This is a genomic window from Streptomyces sp. PKA51 (assembly GCF_057552455.1).
The window spans coordinates 425,692-439,406 of the sequence record NZ_BAAJPZ010000001.1 but is presented as its reverse complement, the minus strand read 5'-3'; the positions used below and the strand labels follow the sequence as shown (position 1 = coordinate 439,406).

Below are 13,715 nucleotides of genomic sequence, written 5' to 3'. Positions count from 1 at the left end.
GGCAGCGTGCCGCCGTGACAGACAGCACCTCCATAGCCGGCACGATCGGCACGACCGGCACGACCGCCCTGAAGATCACCACGCTCGCCGAGCGGCCGGCGCTGGTCCCCCGCGTCCACGAGATCGACGACACCTGGCCGGCCTTCATTGCGCACGATCTGACGGCGAGTTCCCTGCTGGGTCGCGTGGTCGAGGAATTCCCGCAGTACTGCGCGGTGGCGACCGACGGCGACCGGGTGGTCGGCCGGGCCCTGGCCGTGCCGTTCGACGCCGGGGCGGAGGGCCGGACGCAGATGCCCGACCAGGGCTGGGACCGCGTCCTGTCCTGGGCGCTGCGCGACCTGCGCAGTGGCCGGGCGCCCACGGTGGCCAGTGCGCTGGAGATCACGGTGGACACCGGCCACCTCGGCCGCGGTCTGTCGTACCCGATGCTGCAGGCCCTGCGCGACGCCGCGGCGGCGCAGGGCCACGACGTGCTGCTGGCCCCGGTGCGCCCGAACGCCAAGCACCTGCAGCCGCACCTGCCCATGTCGGCGTACGTACGGCAGTGCCGCGCGGACGGGCTGCCCACGGATCCGTGGCTGCGGGTACACGTCAAGGCGGGTGGCACCGTGGTGAAAGTGGCGCCCGCGTCGATGACGGTCAGCGGCTCGCTGGAGCAGTGGCGGCAGTGGACCGGGCTGCCCTTCGACCGGGACGGCGCCGTCGAGGTGCCCGGCGCCCTGGTGCCGGTGCGCTGCGACACCGTTCACGACGTCGCGGTCTACACCGAACCCAACGTCTGGGTCCGGCACCCCTTGCGGCCGGGCGCCTGACCGGTCGGGCTTCAGCGCACCAGGCGGGAGCGGATCCTCGCGCCCGGGCTGCTGTCCTGCAGGGCCGTCGTCAGGGCGTCGCCGGCGGCGGTGAGGGCGGCGTCGTCCATCGGGCCGAGGGCGTCGAGGACGAAGAAGGCCCGCGTCGTGGTGAGGGTGAGGCGGGTGCGGGTGCACTGGCGCCAGTTCCAGCGGCGGCAGGTGACGCCGGCGTCGTCGCGCCAGACCACCTCGCCGGGCGGGCAGTGTTCGACGGCGCTTCCGCCGTCGGCGGTGGTCTCGAAGGGTTCCTCGCCGGTGGCGCGCACCAGCCGGGCCGCACCGGCGTAGTGGTCGAGGTCCTCGCCGCCGAGGGGGACGACGTGGGCGACGGAGATCGCGTTGTAGATGTCGGTGAGGCGGTCCACGCGCGGCAGGCCGGCGGGCACCCGACGCAGCAGGGCCTCGGCGCTGGGCCGGGTGCGCTGGGGCTTGGCGCCGAAGGCGCGGAACGCCTCGCGCCAGGCGGCGAGGTGGGGGTGGTCCTCGGGGGCGCCGCCGGCGAGGGCTGCGATCGCGCTCTCCTCGGCGGCGGCGAGGAGCTTCTCGCTCGCGTCGTCGCTGGGGCCGGGCACCAGGCCCTCGGCGGCGACGACGAGGGCCCGGTAGTCGGGCCGCAGGTCGCGGACGGCCTCGTCGATGGAGACGGTCTCCAGCCAGGTCGCGAGGTCGGTGGTGACGGCTGCCATGCGAAACGCTCCTCGATCAATCTGCTGCACTGGATAGTCGAGCAGACTGTACCAAGTCGCACAAGGGCCGCCGTCACCCGCGGCGGAAGCGCTCGCGGTAGGCGGCCGGAGAGACGCCCGTTTCGCGGACGAAGGCGCGGCGCATCGTCTCGACCGTGCCGAAGCCGCACTGGCCGGCAATGGTGTCGACGGTGCCGGCGGTGCTCTCCAGCAGGGTGCGGGCCGCGGCGACCCGGGCGCGCTCGACGTAGGCGCCGGGGCTGATGCCGATCTGCTGGCTGAAGAGCCGGCTGAAGTGCCGCCGGCTCATCCCGAGCCGGGCCGCGAGCGCGGGGACGGACAGGTCGCCGTCGGGGTGGGCGTCGATGTCCTCGACGAGGTCGCGCAGGGCGCCGCCGCGCGGCGGGTCGCGCCGGGTCCAGGTGCTGAACTGCGACTGCCCGCCCGGGCGCTGCATGAAGACCACCAAGTGCTTGGCGACCGCACGGGCCGCCTCGGGACCGAAGTCGTCCTCCAGCAGGGCGAGGGTGAGGTCGATGCCGGCGGTGACGCCGGCCGAGGTGAGCACGTGGCCGTCGCGCACGAAGATGGCGTCGGGCTCCACGGAGACCGCCGGGTAGGCGGCGGCCAGGTCGGCGCAGGAGGCCCAGTGGGTGGTGGCCCGGCGCCCGTCGAGCAGGCCGGCCTCGGCGAGGACGAAGGCGCCGGTGCACACGGAGCCGGTGCGCCGGGCGCCGCCGGCGAGCCGGCGGACGTGCCGGACCAGGTCGCCGTCGGAGGCGGCGACGGGGTAGCCCCGGCCGCCGGCCACGACGAGCGTGTCCGGTGGTTTGCGCACCCGGGCGAGGTCCGCCGAGACGCCGAGCCGGGTGCGGGCCGTGGTGGTGACCGGGCGGCCGCCGACCGAGGCCAGCCGCACCCGGTAGCCGGGCTCCGCCTCGTACTCGGCCCGGTCGAAGACGTCCAAGGGCCCGGCCACATTGAGCAATTGCACTCCGTCGTACACGACGATCAGCACGTCGCGGGTCTCCGCCTTGCCGCTCACATCCAGCATCATCGGCGACGGTCGCGGGCCCCACGGCCGAACGGGTCAGCCATCACCTTTATGGAGTAATGTCCTTTTTTCTGGGCATAAGACGGTTGCGAAGGGCGACCGGCCGCCTAGGGTGGGAAACCACCATGAAGCGAGACCCCGCCCTCGTACCGCTCCCCCGCAGCGCGCGCTCGCTCGTCATGACCGCCTACGCGCTCCTGGCCGCGGCCGTGGCCATGGACCTGGCCACCAACCCCGACCTCACCTTCTCCCCCGTACTGGCCACCGCCCCCGTGCTCGCCAGCATCGGCACCCGGCGCCCCCGCGTCCCGCTGCTCACCGGCCTGCTGGCCCTTTTGATCGTGGCGCCGCTGGCGCTGGCCGACCCCGAGGTCGCCCTGCCCGTCCACCTGACCGCCGCCGCCACCGTGCTCGCCATCACCTGCGTCTCCACCGCCAACGTCGTGCTGATCTCCACCAGGGAACGGCAGCTGCTGCAGACCCGCTCGGTCGCCGAGGCCGCCCAGCGCGCCCTGCTGCGCCCCGTCCCCGAGCGCATCGGGGGGCTGCGGGTCGCGGTGCGCTACGTCGCGGCCGCCGCCGAGGCCCGCGTCGGCGGTGACCTGTACGAGGTGCTGGCCACCCCGTACGGCGTGCGGATCCTCCTGGGCGACGTGCGCGGCAAGGGACTGGGCGCCGTCGAGACGGCCACCGACGTGCTGGGCACCTTCCGGGAGGCGGCCCAGGTCGAGCCCGCTCTGGAGATCGTCGCCCAGCGGCTCGACGCCACCGTCGTACGGCGCCGGGCGACCGAGGAGTTCGTGACGGCCGCCCTGGTGGAGGTGCCCACCGGCGGCGGTCCGGCGCACCTGGTCAACTGCGGGCACCTGCCGCCGCTGCTGTGGCGCGGCGGGCAGGTCACCGAGGTCGATTCGCCGGTGCCGGACCCCCCGCTGGCCCTGCGCCACCTGGTCGAAGGACCCTGCCACCGCACCCGGTTCGGCTTCGCGCCGGGGGACGTCCTGGTGCTCTTCACCGACGGCGTGACCGAGGCCCGCGACGCCGCGGGCCACTTCTACCCGCTGCGCGAGCGCCTGGCGGCGATGCCGCACCTGTCCCCCGACGCGCTGGCCGCCCGACTCCTGGCCGACCTCCTGGCCTATGCGGGCGGCGCGCTCGGCGACGACGCCGCCCTCCTGGTGGTGCGCCGCGAGCGCTGACCGCGCCGACCGTCTTCAGGGTGTCAGGGTGTCAGGACGTCGTGAGGACGCCCGTCGCCCGCAGCACCTCGGCCTCCTTCTGCGGATCCAGGCCCACGTACGGCCGGTCGGGGCGCTGCGGTGCCACGCCGCCGACCCCTTGCAGCCAGGACCAGGTGTCGGCCACGGTCTCCTCGACGGGCCGGCAGCGCAGGCCGGCGGCGAGGGCCTTGTCGACGCCGATGCGGTGGATGCCGTCGTAGAGGTCCCCCGGGGGCAGCCACACCGGCAGGTCCGTCCAGGGGGCGATGCCGGCGGCCAGGATCGGTTCCGGGTCCGTCCAGTGCAGTTCGGCGGTGCTGCCGACGGCGCGGGCGCAGGCCTCCAGGAACCCGCCCATCGTGGTGTGGCCCGAGCGGCTCACCAGGTTGTACGGGCCGCCGAGGCCGCGGGAGGCGGCGTCCAGCATCCAGACGGCCAGGTCGCGGGCGTCGATGTACTGCAGGGCCGCGTCGCGCGGGCCGGGTGCCAGCACCGGGCCGCCGCGCTCCAGGCGCCCCAGCCACCACGGCAGGCGGCCGATGTTCTCGTACGGGCCGAGGATCAGCCCGGCCCGCACCAGCAGCGCGCGGTCGCCGAAGTGTTCCAAAGCGGCGAGTTCGCCGCCGCGCTTGGCCTGCGCGTAGTCCACCTCGCCGGCGTCGGGCGAGCCGTCGACCAGCGGCGCCTCCTCACTCAGGCCCGCCGCCCGCGGGTGGCGGTAGACCGAGCAGGAGGACACGTACACATACGTCCCCACCCGCCCCGCGAGCAGCCGTGCCGCGTCGCGCACGGCGGACGGCGCCGCGGACCAGGTGTCCACGACGGCGTCCCACTCCCCTTCCGCGAGGGCGGCGAGGCCGCCCTCGGTCGTGCGGTCGCCCAGCAGGGCGCGGGCGCCCTGCGGCGCCTCGTGCCGCCCGCGGTGCAGAAGCGTGACGTCCCAACCACGCGCAAGCGCCTCTTCCGTGACAGCCCGTCCGACGAATTCCGTGCCACCCAATACCAGAAGTTTCATGCAGCTGACCCTGCCGGGCCTACGCCGTCCGGGGGAACCCTCGCACGCTCTCGGCGGAATCGCCCAGGGCGTACAGCGCGTCCGCGGCCCCGGGCGCGCCTTCCGCCGCCGCACGACCGCCCGGCGGACAATACGGTCGCCGTCCACCGACCGGCCGCCGAGGAGGCGCATGCACCGCAGCTGGAGCACCGAGGACATGCCCGACCGGCACGGCCGGCTGGCCGTGGTCACCGGAGCCACCGGGGGCATCGGCTACGTCACGGCCCGGGAGCTGGCCCGGGCGGGGGCCGAGGTGCTGGTGACCGGCCGGGACGCGGGCCGGGCGCGGCGCGCGGCGGAGCGGATGGCCGCGGAGGCGCCCGGCGTGCGGGTCCGCCCCGACCTGCTGGACCTGGCCGACCTGGCCTCGGTCGCCGGGTTCGCGCAGCGCATGGAGCACGCCGGGCGGCCGGTCGACCTGCTGGTCAACAACGCCGGGGTGATGGCGATCCGGCACCGGGAGACCAGCAAGGACGGCTTCGAGCTCACCTTCGCCACCAACCATCTGGGGCACTTCGCGCTCACCGGCCGCCTGTTGCCGTTGCTGCTGGCCGCGCGGGCGCCGCGGGTGGTGACGGTGTCCGCTTCCCTGGCCCGCAGTCCGATGGCCGAGCTGTCCGACCCGCAGAGCACGCACCGCTACCACCCCATGGCGGCCTATGCGAAGTCCAAGCTCGCCGGCGTGCTGTTCACCCTGGAGCTGCAGCGCCGCGCCGATGCGGCGGGGGCGGCGCTGGCCTGTGTGGCCGTCCACCCGGGGACGAGCCTGACGGGCCTGCAGCGGCACGCGCCCGCCGTGGTGCGGGCGCTGGCCCGGCTCGCGCTGAACCGGCTGATCGGCCAGCCCGTGGAACAGGCGGCGCTGCCGGTGCTGTACGGGGCCACTGCTCCCGAGGTCGAGCCCGGCGGCTTCTACGGGCCCACCGGCCGGTTCGAGGCGCGCGGCGCCCCGGGGCCGGTGGAGCTGCCCCTGCTGGCCGGGGACGCCGAGCTGGCCCGGAACCTGTGGGAGACCTCGGAGCGGCTCACCCGCGTCCGGTACCGCTGGCCGCAGCCCGGCGGCTGAACGGCCGGGCCCCCGAGGGGGCGTGGCGCGAACGGACCCCTTGCCCGTCCGCGGGCGCGGCGTTGCAATGAGGCCATGACGACGGTCCGCAGCGGCAGTGGCGCATCCTCCGTGATCGGCATTCCGAAGACGGCCACCGGGTGGGACCAGGTGCGCCACGCCCTGCGCGGCCGCAGGCCGCCGCGCACCGCGGGCCTGCCCGGCGAGCCGCGCTGGCGCAGCGACTTCGTGGTGCGGCCGGAGGGCGCGCCGCGGGTGCGGCTGCAGGAGTTCGGCTACGCCGACCACGAGCTCGGCCGCGGCCCCGGCGGTCCGGACGACGTCGCGCTGGCCGGGCCGGTGCGGCTGCTGACCCCCGAGGGCCTGGACCGCCTGGGCGAGGTCTGCGACCTGCTGGAGCCGTACGCGGGGCGCAGCCGGTTCATCGCGACGCGGCGGCTGCGCGGCGCCGACCTGCTCTCGGCGTTCGTCAACAACATGCTCCGCGACCGCGGTTTCCTGCTGGCCTGCTCGCGGCTGGCCGGGGTGCCGCTGATCCCGCACCCGCTGCGCCTGCCGACGGCGCAGATCAACTACTTCGCCGCGCGGGGCCGGCCGGAGATCGTGCGCTGGCACCGCGACGGCATGGACTACGTGCTGACGATCCAGCTGAGCGACGGCGCGGACTACGAGGGCGGGCAGTTCCTGTACTTCGCCGGGCGCACCGACGACTTCACGGGCGTACGGGACGACGATCCCCGCATCCGGCGGGCGCCGTGCGGGCAGCGGGGAGCGGCGCTGTTCCTGCACGGCAGCCGCATCTTCCACGCGGTCGCCCCGGTCACCGCGGGGCGGCGCGTGACGCTGGTGCTGTCGTTCCTGTGCCCCTACTTCGCCCGGCAGGACTCCAACACCTTCTGGCACCTGGCCGCGGACGACGGGATCCCGGCGACGGTGCCGGGCTGGCTGCGGCTGAAGTGGCCGGTGCGGGACGCGGCCATGGACTTCAGCCTGCGCGCCGGCAGCCCGGTGATCACCTGGGAGGACCTGCAGGAACGCTGAGCGCCGCCCCCGCGGGCCCCGGTGTGCGCGTCCGGGCCCACCGGCCGATACTGGTGCCGGTCGCGCCGTCGCGCGACCGCTGCGGCTCGGGGCCCGGGAAGCGGTGAGGTGGCGTGCCATGGCACAAGGCCCCGAGGACCCCCGCGCGTCCCGCCGCCCGGCGGCGACGCCCGGCAGCTGGGCCATGCTCGCCGTGCTGTGCGCGAGCCTGCTGCTGGTGGCGATGGACGCCACCATCCTCAACGTGGCGCTGCCCTCGCTGATCACCGACCTGCAGCCCGGCCCGCTGGAACAGCTGTGGATCATCGACATCTACGGGCTGGTGCTCGGCGGCCTGCTGGTCACCAGCGGGGCGGTCGGCGACCGGTGGGGCCGCAAGCGGCTCTTGCTCGCCGGCTTCGTGCTGTTCGGCGTGGCGTCGGTCCTCGCGGCGACGGCGCACAGCTCGGCGCAGCTGATCGGCGGCCGGGTGCTGCTGGGCCTGGGCGGTGCGCTGGTGATGCCCTCGACGCTCTCGCTGATCCGCACCATCTTCACCGACGCCCGCGAACGGGCCCTGGCCATCGGCGTCTGGGGCTCGGTGGCCGGGGCGGGCGCCTGCGTGGGCCCCCTGATCGGCGGCGTGCTGGTGGAGCACTTCTCCTGGCAGGCGGCCTTCTGGGTGAACGTCCCCGTCGTCCTGGCGACCGTGCCCGCCGGCATGGTGCTGCTGCCGGAGTACCGCGCCCCGCAGGCCGGACGCCTGGACTGGCCCGGCGCGCTGCTGTCCGTGGCCGGCATCGTGGCGCTGGCCTGGGGCATCAAGCATGTGGCCAAGGGCAGCACGGAACCCGCGGACATGGGCGCGCTGCTGCTGGGCGCCCTGCTGCTCGCCCTCTTCGCCCGGCACCAGCTGCGGCTGGAGGACCCCCTGCTGGACGTGCGGCTCTTTCGCCGCGGGCCGTTCACGGCGGCGGCGCTGGCCACGCTGCTGGCGATGCTCGCCATCGGTGCGGCGCTGTTCCTGATCTCGCTGTGGCTGCAGTACGTGCACGGGTTCTCGCCCTCCGAGGCGGGGCTGCGCACGGTGCCCTCGGCCCTGGCGATGCTGGCCGGCTCGCTCGGCTCGCCGTGGCTGATGCACCACATGGGCGTACGCGGGGTGCTGGCCGTGGGTCTCGGCGCGCTCGCCGCCGGCTTCCTGCTGCTCGCCCTGGCTCCGCAGCCCACGACGTACCCGGTGGTGGCCGTGGTGCTGGCCGCGCTGGGGCTGGGCGACGGGCTGGCCATCACCGCGTCGGCGTCCGTGCTCGTCTCCTCCGTGCCGGCGGCGCGGGCCGGGCAGGCCGGCGCGGTCTCGGAGACGTGCTACGAGCTGGGCGTGGGCCTGGGCGTGGCGCTGCTGGGCAGCATCCACGGGGCCGTCTTCACCGACCGCATGACGGCCCTGCCGCTGCGCGGGTCCGACCTGGACGAGGCGCGGGGCTCGGTGGGCGGCGCCGCGGAGGTCGCGCACCGGGTCGGCGGCGAGACGGGCGCACAGGTGCGGGCGGCGGCGGGGGCGGCGTTCGACGACGCGCTCACCACCACCGCGTACGTCTCGGCCGGCATCGTGGTGGCCGTGACCGTGGTCGCGGTGTGCCTGGTGCCGCGCGGCTTCAAGGTGACGGGCAGTCACTGAGCCCCGCCCGTCACCTCTGCGCCTGGGGCCTGCCCAGTGGATCATGCAGTGCCCCGTCAGGGGCGCGGGGAACTGCGCGACCGGCCACCGACGGCCCGCAGTCGACGCGCCACCCCGGAGCCCGGGCGCAGCACGGCACCCTGCCTGCGGGCGCGCCCCGCGACGAAGATCCGCCGGGCAGACCCTACGACTCGATGGTCAGCTGGTCGAAGGCGAGGGAGTGCGTCAGGCCGCTCTCCTGCAGGCACGCGGTCGGCAGGCCGCCGGGGGCGGTCTGGATGTCCCGCTCGGCGTGGGCGCCCTTGTAGGCGCCCTTCACGACGGTGCCCACCAGGTGCACGTTGTGGACGCCCAGTGCTCGCTCGCTGTTGCCGGCGGTGTAGCGGATCTCGGACGTGCGGCCGTCGGCGAAGGTGACGGTCTGCCGGCCCTGGACGGTGCCGAAGGACAGACAGCTCGCCTCGGTGGCCACCCCCGCGGTGCTCGCGGTGGCCGGGATGGTGTGCCCCGGCGCGTCGCTGCAGATGTAGGCGCCTTCCGCTCTCACGGTGCTCGTGCGCGGGGTGAGGGTCAGGCCGGGCGTGTAGGTGTTGTTCTCCTGTCCCGTGCAGCCGATGGTGACCCGGTCGTGCCCGCGGCCGTGACCGTGGCCGCCGCCATGGTCGTGGGCCTGGGCGGCGGGGGCGCCGATCGTCGCGCCCAGGAGCGCGATCGAGCTGAGGACGATTCCGGCACCGCGCTGACCGAACATGCACTACCCCTTCGAGACGCCTGGTGTCCTTCGCACGCCGGGAACGGCATGCACACAAGGCCCCTGCCTACCCTCGAAGTCGTCCCGCCCCACCTCGTACCGCACAGCGTCCGCAGCCCCGTCCGTACGCCCGCGCCGCAGCGCGCGCACCCCGGCGCGCCCGCCGGACCGGGGGCGTGCGCGGCCGGATCAGAGCGCGAGGGCGGTGAATTCGGGCGGGTTGGTGCGCACCGTACGGCGGTCGATGCGCGAGCGGACCTCCTGGGACCCGAAGTGGTAGTCCATGCGGCGCACGGCGGCCGCCCAGTCCTGCATGGTGCGCACCGCGGAGAGGGTCTCGACGACGAAGGGGTCGCCGAGGCGGGCCACGCCCCGGTGCCACAGGTCCAGGGCGGATTCCTGCAGGATGTTGCCGACCGTCCCTTCGTAGACGGGCAACGCCCGTACCGCGCCGTCCGGTTCGATGTGCATCACCAGCCGGCCCGCGGTGCCGGCGAGGCCGGCCGGGCGCATGACGAGGTTCCGGTCGCCGGTGGTGCGCACCCGTACGCCCTGCGGGGCGAGCCGCTGCAGGCGGGCCCGCCACCCGGCGCTGGTGAGCCGGGCCACGGCGGCCTCGTCGAGGAGTTCCAGGCGGGCGAATTCGGGGCGGCTGGCGAGACCTTCGGGAACGGCCGCGTGAAAGGTCAGCGAACGCAATTGGGAAAAGCGCGGGGCAATGGCGGTGCAGAATTCCTCCAGTTGCGGGAAATTGCTGCGCACCACCACGCAGTCGATGCCGAACCGCAGCGGGGAGCGCTGCTGCCGGCGGCGTTCGCGGGCCACCCCGTCCAGCAGGGTCAGCGCGCTCAGCGCCCGGTCGAAGGAGCCGGCCCGCCCCCGGATGCGGTCGTGCACCTGTGCGGTGGCGCCGTCGAGGCTGACGACGACCTCCTCGAAGACCTCGCCGAGTTCGGCCGCCATCCACGGTTCCATGATCCAGCCGCTGGTCCACACGGCCGTCGCGACCCCCGCCCGGGCCAGCCGCCGGGCCACGTCGAAGATGCCCTCGACCAGCAGGGGCTCACCGCCGGAGAGCACCACCACCTGCGGGTGGAGCGAGATCAGCGCATCGGCGATGCGCAGCATGTCCTCGTGGCCCAGTTGCCGCGGCGCCCGCCGGCCCGATTCCGAGCAGCAGTGCGAGCAGCGCAGGGGGCAGGCGTAGGTGGTGTCCCAGACGACCACCTCGGGACCGCAGGACGCGCTCATGACTCCCTTTCCGCCGGCGGTTGTTTCTTGGGATCGGCATTTCTTTGGACGGGTTTTCACGCGGATCGCACGATCGTCTTGTCGGGCGTCCGCGCCGGTCTCGGGGCAGACGTTCATGAGTCTGCCGCGACCGTCCGGGGGCGAGTACCCCGGATTCCTCCGATCCCTCTGGGGGTTTTCCGCTATACCTTTGCGTGTGCGGGGCAGTGGCCGGGCCATGGGAATCGCCGCGTGCTGCGGTGGGCTGTGCCTGCTGTGGGCAGCGGCTGCAGGGGTGTTCCTGCTGCCCGCGCACGCCCCGGCCGACACCGTCGCCCTGCCGTGGATCCTCGGCGCCGTCCTGCCCTGCTACTGCGCCGGGGTGTTCGCCTGGTGGCACGCCCCCGCGCATCCCGTCGCCGGCCGGTTGCTGCTGACCGGCACGGCGCTGACGGCCGGCACCGCCGTCCACTACGCGGCGGCGCTGCTGACGACCCGCCACGGCTGGGACCTCACCGTCCCCGAGCACGGCCTGCCGCCGCTGCGGACGGCCCTGGTCGTCCTGCCCGTCCAGTGGGACATCCTCGCCTCCGGCATCCTGGTCGTCCACCTGCTGGCGCTGCTGCCCGACGGCCGCTTCCGCTTCCTCGGCGAGCGGGCCGTGCTGCGTTCCCTGTGGGCCCTGCTGGTGCTGCCCGTCGTCCTGCCGGCGGCGGGTGTGCCCGCGCGGATCGTGGAGCGCGTGGTGTTCTACTACCCCGAGGCGTGGCTGCCCGGGATCGGCGCCACCCTGCTGGTCGTGCGCGCTCTGCGGGCCCGCCGCGCCGGGCGGCGCGAGGTCGCCGTCCTGCTGCCCGTCGCGGCCGGCGCCGCCGTCCTCTTCCTGGCGCGCGCCGCCTGCCGGCTCTTCCGCTCCTGGCACGACGAGTCGGGCGTGCCGTACCTGATCGGCTCGGTGCTGGGCGCGCTGCCGTACGTGCTGGTCTCGCTGTCCGTCGTCTACGCCGCCCTGCGCCACCGGCTGCTGGGCGTCGACATCGGCCGGGCGGCGGTGCCGCGCCGCTCGGTCGTCTACGGCACCCTCTGGCTGATCATCAGCGCCTGGTACCTGGGCACCGCGATGACCCTGGGCCTGACGGCCGGGCAGTACTGCCCGATCGGGCTGTCCGTCCTCGTCGCCGTCACCGCCACCGCCCTCTTCCAGCCGGTACGGGCCCGGCTCAACCGGCTCGCCGAACGCCGCGTCTACGGCGAGAGGCTCAGCAGCTTCGCACTCCTCGTGCAGTTCGGCAGCGCCCTGGAGCACGCCTACGACCTCAGCCGGCTGGCCCCCCAGCTCGCCGCCGGCCTGCAGCAGGGCCTCGGCCTGCACTGGGCCCGGGTCCGGCTGGGCGGCGGACACCTGCCGGTGCACCTGGGCACGGCCGGCGAGCCGCAGGCCGCCCCCGGCCCGCACGGCGGCGGGTACCCCCTGCGGTACGGCGACGACGTCCTGGGGGTCATCGAGTACGGGCCCAAGAACGAGGGCCGGTTCACCCCCGAGGACCACGACGTCGTCGAAACCCTCGCCCGCCAGGCCGCGCTCGCCGTGCACAACGTACGCCTCGCCGCCGAACTGTCCGCCCGGGTGCGCGAGGTCCAGCGCCAGGCCGGCGAGCTCGACGCCTCCCGGGCCCGCATCGTCAGCGCCCAGGACAGCGAACGCCGGCGCATCGAACGCCGGCTCCACGACGGCATCCAGCAGGACCTCGTCGCCCTCGTCGCCAAGCTCCGCCTCGCCCGCAACCGCCTCGGCCGCGGGGGCGACGCCGACGCGGTGCTCACCGAGGTCCAGGACGACGCCTGCCGGGTCATCCACGACCTGCGCGAGGTCGCCCACGGCATCCACCCGCCCGTTTTGACCGACCAGGGCCTCGTCGCCGCCGTCACCTCGCGCGCCCGGCGCATGCCCATCCCCGTCACCGTGCACGCCGAGGACGCCCTGGAGCGGGTGCGCTTCGCCCTCGACATCGAGGTGTCCGCCTTCTACCTCGTCTCCGAGGCACTGACGAACGTCCTCAAACACGCCGGGGCCACCCACGTGACCATCCGCATGACCCGCTCGGAGGGCTGGCTGATGCTCGAAGTGAGCGACGACGGAGTCGGCTTCGCCACCGACACCCCCCACGGCAGCGGTCTGACCGGCATGCGCGACCGGATCGAGGCCGTCGGCGGCGATCTGTGGATCACCAGCCGGGCCGGCGGCGGCACCACGATCCGCTCCCGGCTCGCCGAACGGGTGCGGGAGGAGTGCCATGACTGAACCACCCCTGCGCGTGATCATCGCCGAGGACCACTACCTGGTGCGCGAAGGCACCCGCCGGCTGCTGGAGGACACCGGCGGCATCCGCGTCGTCGCCGCCGTCGGCGACGCCGCCGCCCTCCTTTCGGCCGTCGCACGCCTGCGCCCCGACGCCGTCATCGCCGACATCCGCATGCCACCGGGCCACCACACCGAAGGCATCGCCGCCGCCCACGCCATCCGCGCCGCCCACCCCGGCATCGGCGTCGTCGTACTGTCCCAGCACGCCGACGAGAACTACGCCTTCGACCTCTTCCGGCGCGGCACCGACGGCCTCGCCTACCTCCTCAAGGAACGCATCGGCGAACTCGACGAGCTGCTGCGCGCCCTGCGCGAGGTCGCCGCCGGCCGCTCGGTCGTCGACCCGCGCATCGTCGAGGTCCTCATGGGCAGCCACACCCGCGCCGCGGACGCGCCCCTGGCCGGGCTGACCCGGCGGGAACTGGACGTGCTGCGCCACATGGCGGAGGGCAAGACGAACCGGGCCATCGCGCAGGAGCTGGTGCTGTCGGAGTCGACGATCGAAAAGCACGTCAATTCGACTTTCGCCAAGCTGGGCCTGGCGGAGGAGCCGCAGCTCCACCGGCGCGTGAGCGCGGTCCTGGCCTACTTGCGGCACGCGCCGCGCGAAGCGCCTGCGGCGGGCTGAGCCGAAGCGCCCCGTAGGGGCGCGGGGCGGTGTCGATCTGCGGCTGCCGCCGCGTGGGCGCGACACGGCACCCCGTCTGCGGGCGCGTCGTGGCTTGTCGCGCAGT

Annotated in this window: 12 protein-coding genes; 7 read left to right on the top strand and 5 right to left on the bottom strand. The window is 74.6% G+C overall.

All coding sequences use genetic code 11. The annotated features are described in order from the left end of the window. Nucleotides 1-14: 14 nt before the first annotated feature. Nucleotides 15-815 (top strand): N-acetyltransferase, encoded by an 801-nt coding sequence (locus AC27L3_RS01655; protein ID WP_487232144.1) that lies wholly within the window; start codon nucleotides 15-17, stop codon nucleotides 813-815. 11 nt (nucleotides 816-826) lie between these two features. Here the strand turns inward: AC27L3_RS01655 and AC27L3_RS01650 are convergent, their stop codons facing one another. Next, complete coding sequence (locus AC27L3_RS01650; protein ID WP_487232143.1) at nucleotides 827-1,543, bottom strand: B3/B4 domain-containing protein; 717 nt, start codon at nucleotides 1,541-1,543, stop codon at nucleotides 827-829. Between the two features lie 73 nt (nucleotides 1,544-1,616). Next, nucleotides 1,617-2,588 (bottom strand): GlxA family transcriptional regulator, encoded by a 972-nt coding sequence (locus tag AC27L3_RS01645; protein WP_425583223.1) that lies wholly within the window; start codon nucleotides 2,586-2,588, stop codon nucleotides 1,617-1,619. Nucleotides 2,589-2,722: 134 nt separating this feature from the next. Between AC27L3_RS01645 and AC27L3_RS01640 the strand changes: the two genes are divergently transcribed. Beyond that, nucleotides 2,723-3,796, top strand: a complete 1,074-nt coding sequence (locus tag AC27L3_RS01640) for a PP2C family protein-serine/threonine phosphatase (RefSeq protein ID WP_487232142.1) — start codon at nucleotides 2,723-2,725, stop codon at nucleotides 3,794-3,796. Between the two features lie 31 nt (nucleotides 3,797-3,827). Here the strand turns inward: AC27L3_RS01640 and AC27L3_RS01635 are convergent, their stop codons facing one another. Continuing rightward, nucleotides 3,828-4,832 (bottom strand): NAD-dependent epimerase/dehydratase family protein, encoded by a 1,005-nt coding sequence (locus AC27L3_RS01635; protein WP_487232141.1) that lies wholly within the window; start codon nucleotides 4,830-4,832, stop codon nucleotides 3,828-3,830. A 169-nt stretch (nucleotides 4,833-5,001) separates the two neighbouring features. Between AC27L3_RS01635 and AC27L3_RS01630 the strand changes: the two genes are divergently transcribed. From AC27L3_RS01630 to AC27L3_RS01620, 3 genes are all read left to right on the top strand, one after another. Beyond that, nucleotides 5,002-5,937, top strand: coding sequence for an oxidoreductase (locus AC27L3_RS01630; RefSeq protein ID WP_487232140.1), 936 nt, complete (start codon nucleotides 5,002-5,004; stop codon nucleotides 5,935-5,937). Between the two features lie 75 nt (nucleotides 5,938-6,012). Beyond that, entirely contained in the window at nucleotides 6,013-6,978 is a 966-nt protein-coding gene (locus tag AC27L3_RS01625; protein ID WP_487232139.1) for a 2OG-Fe(II) oxygenase, read from the top strand. 118 nt (nucleotides 6,979-7,096) lie between these two features. After that, the gene (locus AC27L3_RS01620) at nucleotides 7,097-8,638 is read left to right on the top strand and encodes an MFS transporter (RefSeq protein WP_487232138.1); all 1,542 of its coding nucleotides are present in this window, start codon (nucleotides 7,097-7,099) and stop codon (nucleotides 8,636-8,638) included. Between the two features lie 184 nt (nucleotides 8,639-8,822). Here the strand turns inward: AC27L3_RS01620 and AC27L3_RS01615 are convergent, their stop codons facing one another. Further along, complete coding sequence (locus AC27L3_RS01615) at nucleotides 8,823-9,389, bottom strand: hypothetical protein (RefSeq protein ID WP_487232137.1); 567 nt, start codon at nucleotides 9,387-9,389, stop codon at nucleotides 8,823-8,825. 189 nt (nucleotides 9,390-9,578) lie between these two features. Continuing rightward, nucleotides 9,579-10,640 (bottom strand): radical SAM protein, encoded by a 1,062-nt coding sequence (locus tag AC27L3_RS01610; protein ID WP_487232136.1) that lies wholly within the window; start codon nucleotides 10,638-10,640, stop codon nucleotides 9,579-9,581. A gap of 217 nt (nucleotides 10,641-10,857) precedes the next feature. On the opposite strand from AC27L3_RS01610, the gene AC27L3_RS01605 reads away from it, so the two are divergent. Together AC27L3_RS01605 and AC27L3_RS01600 are read left to right on the top strand one after the other, a co-directional pair. Next, entirely contained in the window at nucleotides 10,858-12,921 is a 2,064-nt protein-coding gene (locus AC27L3_RS01605) for a GAF domain-containing sensor histidine kinase (RefSeq protein WP_487232135.1), read from the top strand. Beyond that, nucleotides 12,914-13,609, top strand: coding sequence for a response regulator (locus AC27L3_RS01600; protein WP_487232134.1), 696 nt, complete (start codon nucleotides 12,914-12,916; stop codon nucleotides 13,607-13,609). The genes AC27L3_RS01605 and AC27L3_RS01600 overlap by 8 nt, the downstream gene beginning before the upstream one ends. Nucleotides 13,610-13,715 lie beyond the last annotated feature (106 nt).

What these genes read in the sequence shown, in the direction of transcription:
- AC27L3_RS01605 (WP_487232135.1), top strand. Translation starts at nt 10,858, where the DNA reads ATGGGAATCGCCGCGTGCTGCGGTGGGCTGTGCCTGCTGTGGGCAGCG.
- AC27L3_RS01635 (WP_487232141.1), bottom strand. Translation starts at nt 4,832, where the DNA reads ATGAAACTTCTGGTATTGGGTGGCACGGAATTCGTCGGACGGGCTGTC.
- AC27L3_RS01615 (WP_487232137.1), bottom strand. Translation starts at nt 9,389, where the DNA reads ATGTTCGGTCAGCGCGGTGCCGGAATCGTCCTCAGCTCGATCGCGCTC.
- AC27L3_RS01625 (WP_487232139.1), top strand. Translation starts at nt 6,013, where the DNA reads ATGACGACGGTCCGCAGCGGCAGTGGCGCATCCTCCGTGATCGGCATT.
- AC27L3_RS01650 (WP_487232143.1), bottom strand. Translation starts at nt 1,543, where the DNA reads ATGGCAGCCGTCACCACCGACCTCGCGACCTGGCTGGAGACCGTCTCC.
- AC27L3_RS01620 (WP_487232138.1), top strand. Translation starts at nt 7,097, where the DNA reads ATGGCACAAGGCCCCGAGGACCCCCGCGCGTCCCGCCGCCCGGCGGCG.
- AC27L3_RS01610 (WP_487232136.1), bottom strand. Translation starts at nt 10,640, where the DNA reads ATGAGCGCGTCCTGCGGTCCCGAGGTGGTCGTCTGGGACACCACCTAC.
- AC27L3_RS01640 (WP_487232142.1), top strand. Translation starts at nt 2,723, where the DNA reads ATGAAGCGAGACCCCGCCCTCGTACCGCTCCCCCGCAGCGCGCGCTCG.
- AC27L3_RS01600 (WP_487232134.1), top strand. Translation starts at nt 12,914, where the DNA reads ATGACTGAACCACCCCTGCGCGTGATCATCGCCGAGGACCACTACCTG.
- AC27L3_RS01630 (WP_487232140.1), top strand. Translation starts at nt 5,002, where the DNA reads ATGCACCGCAGCTGGAGCACCGAGGACATGCCCGACCGGCACGGCCGG.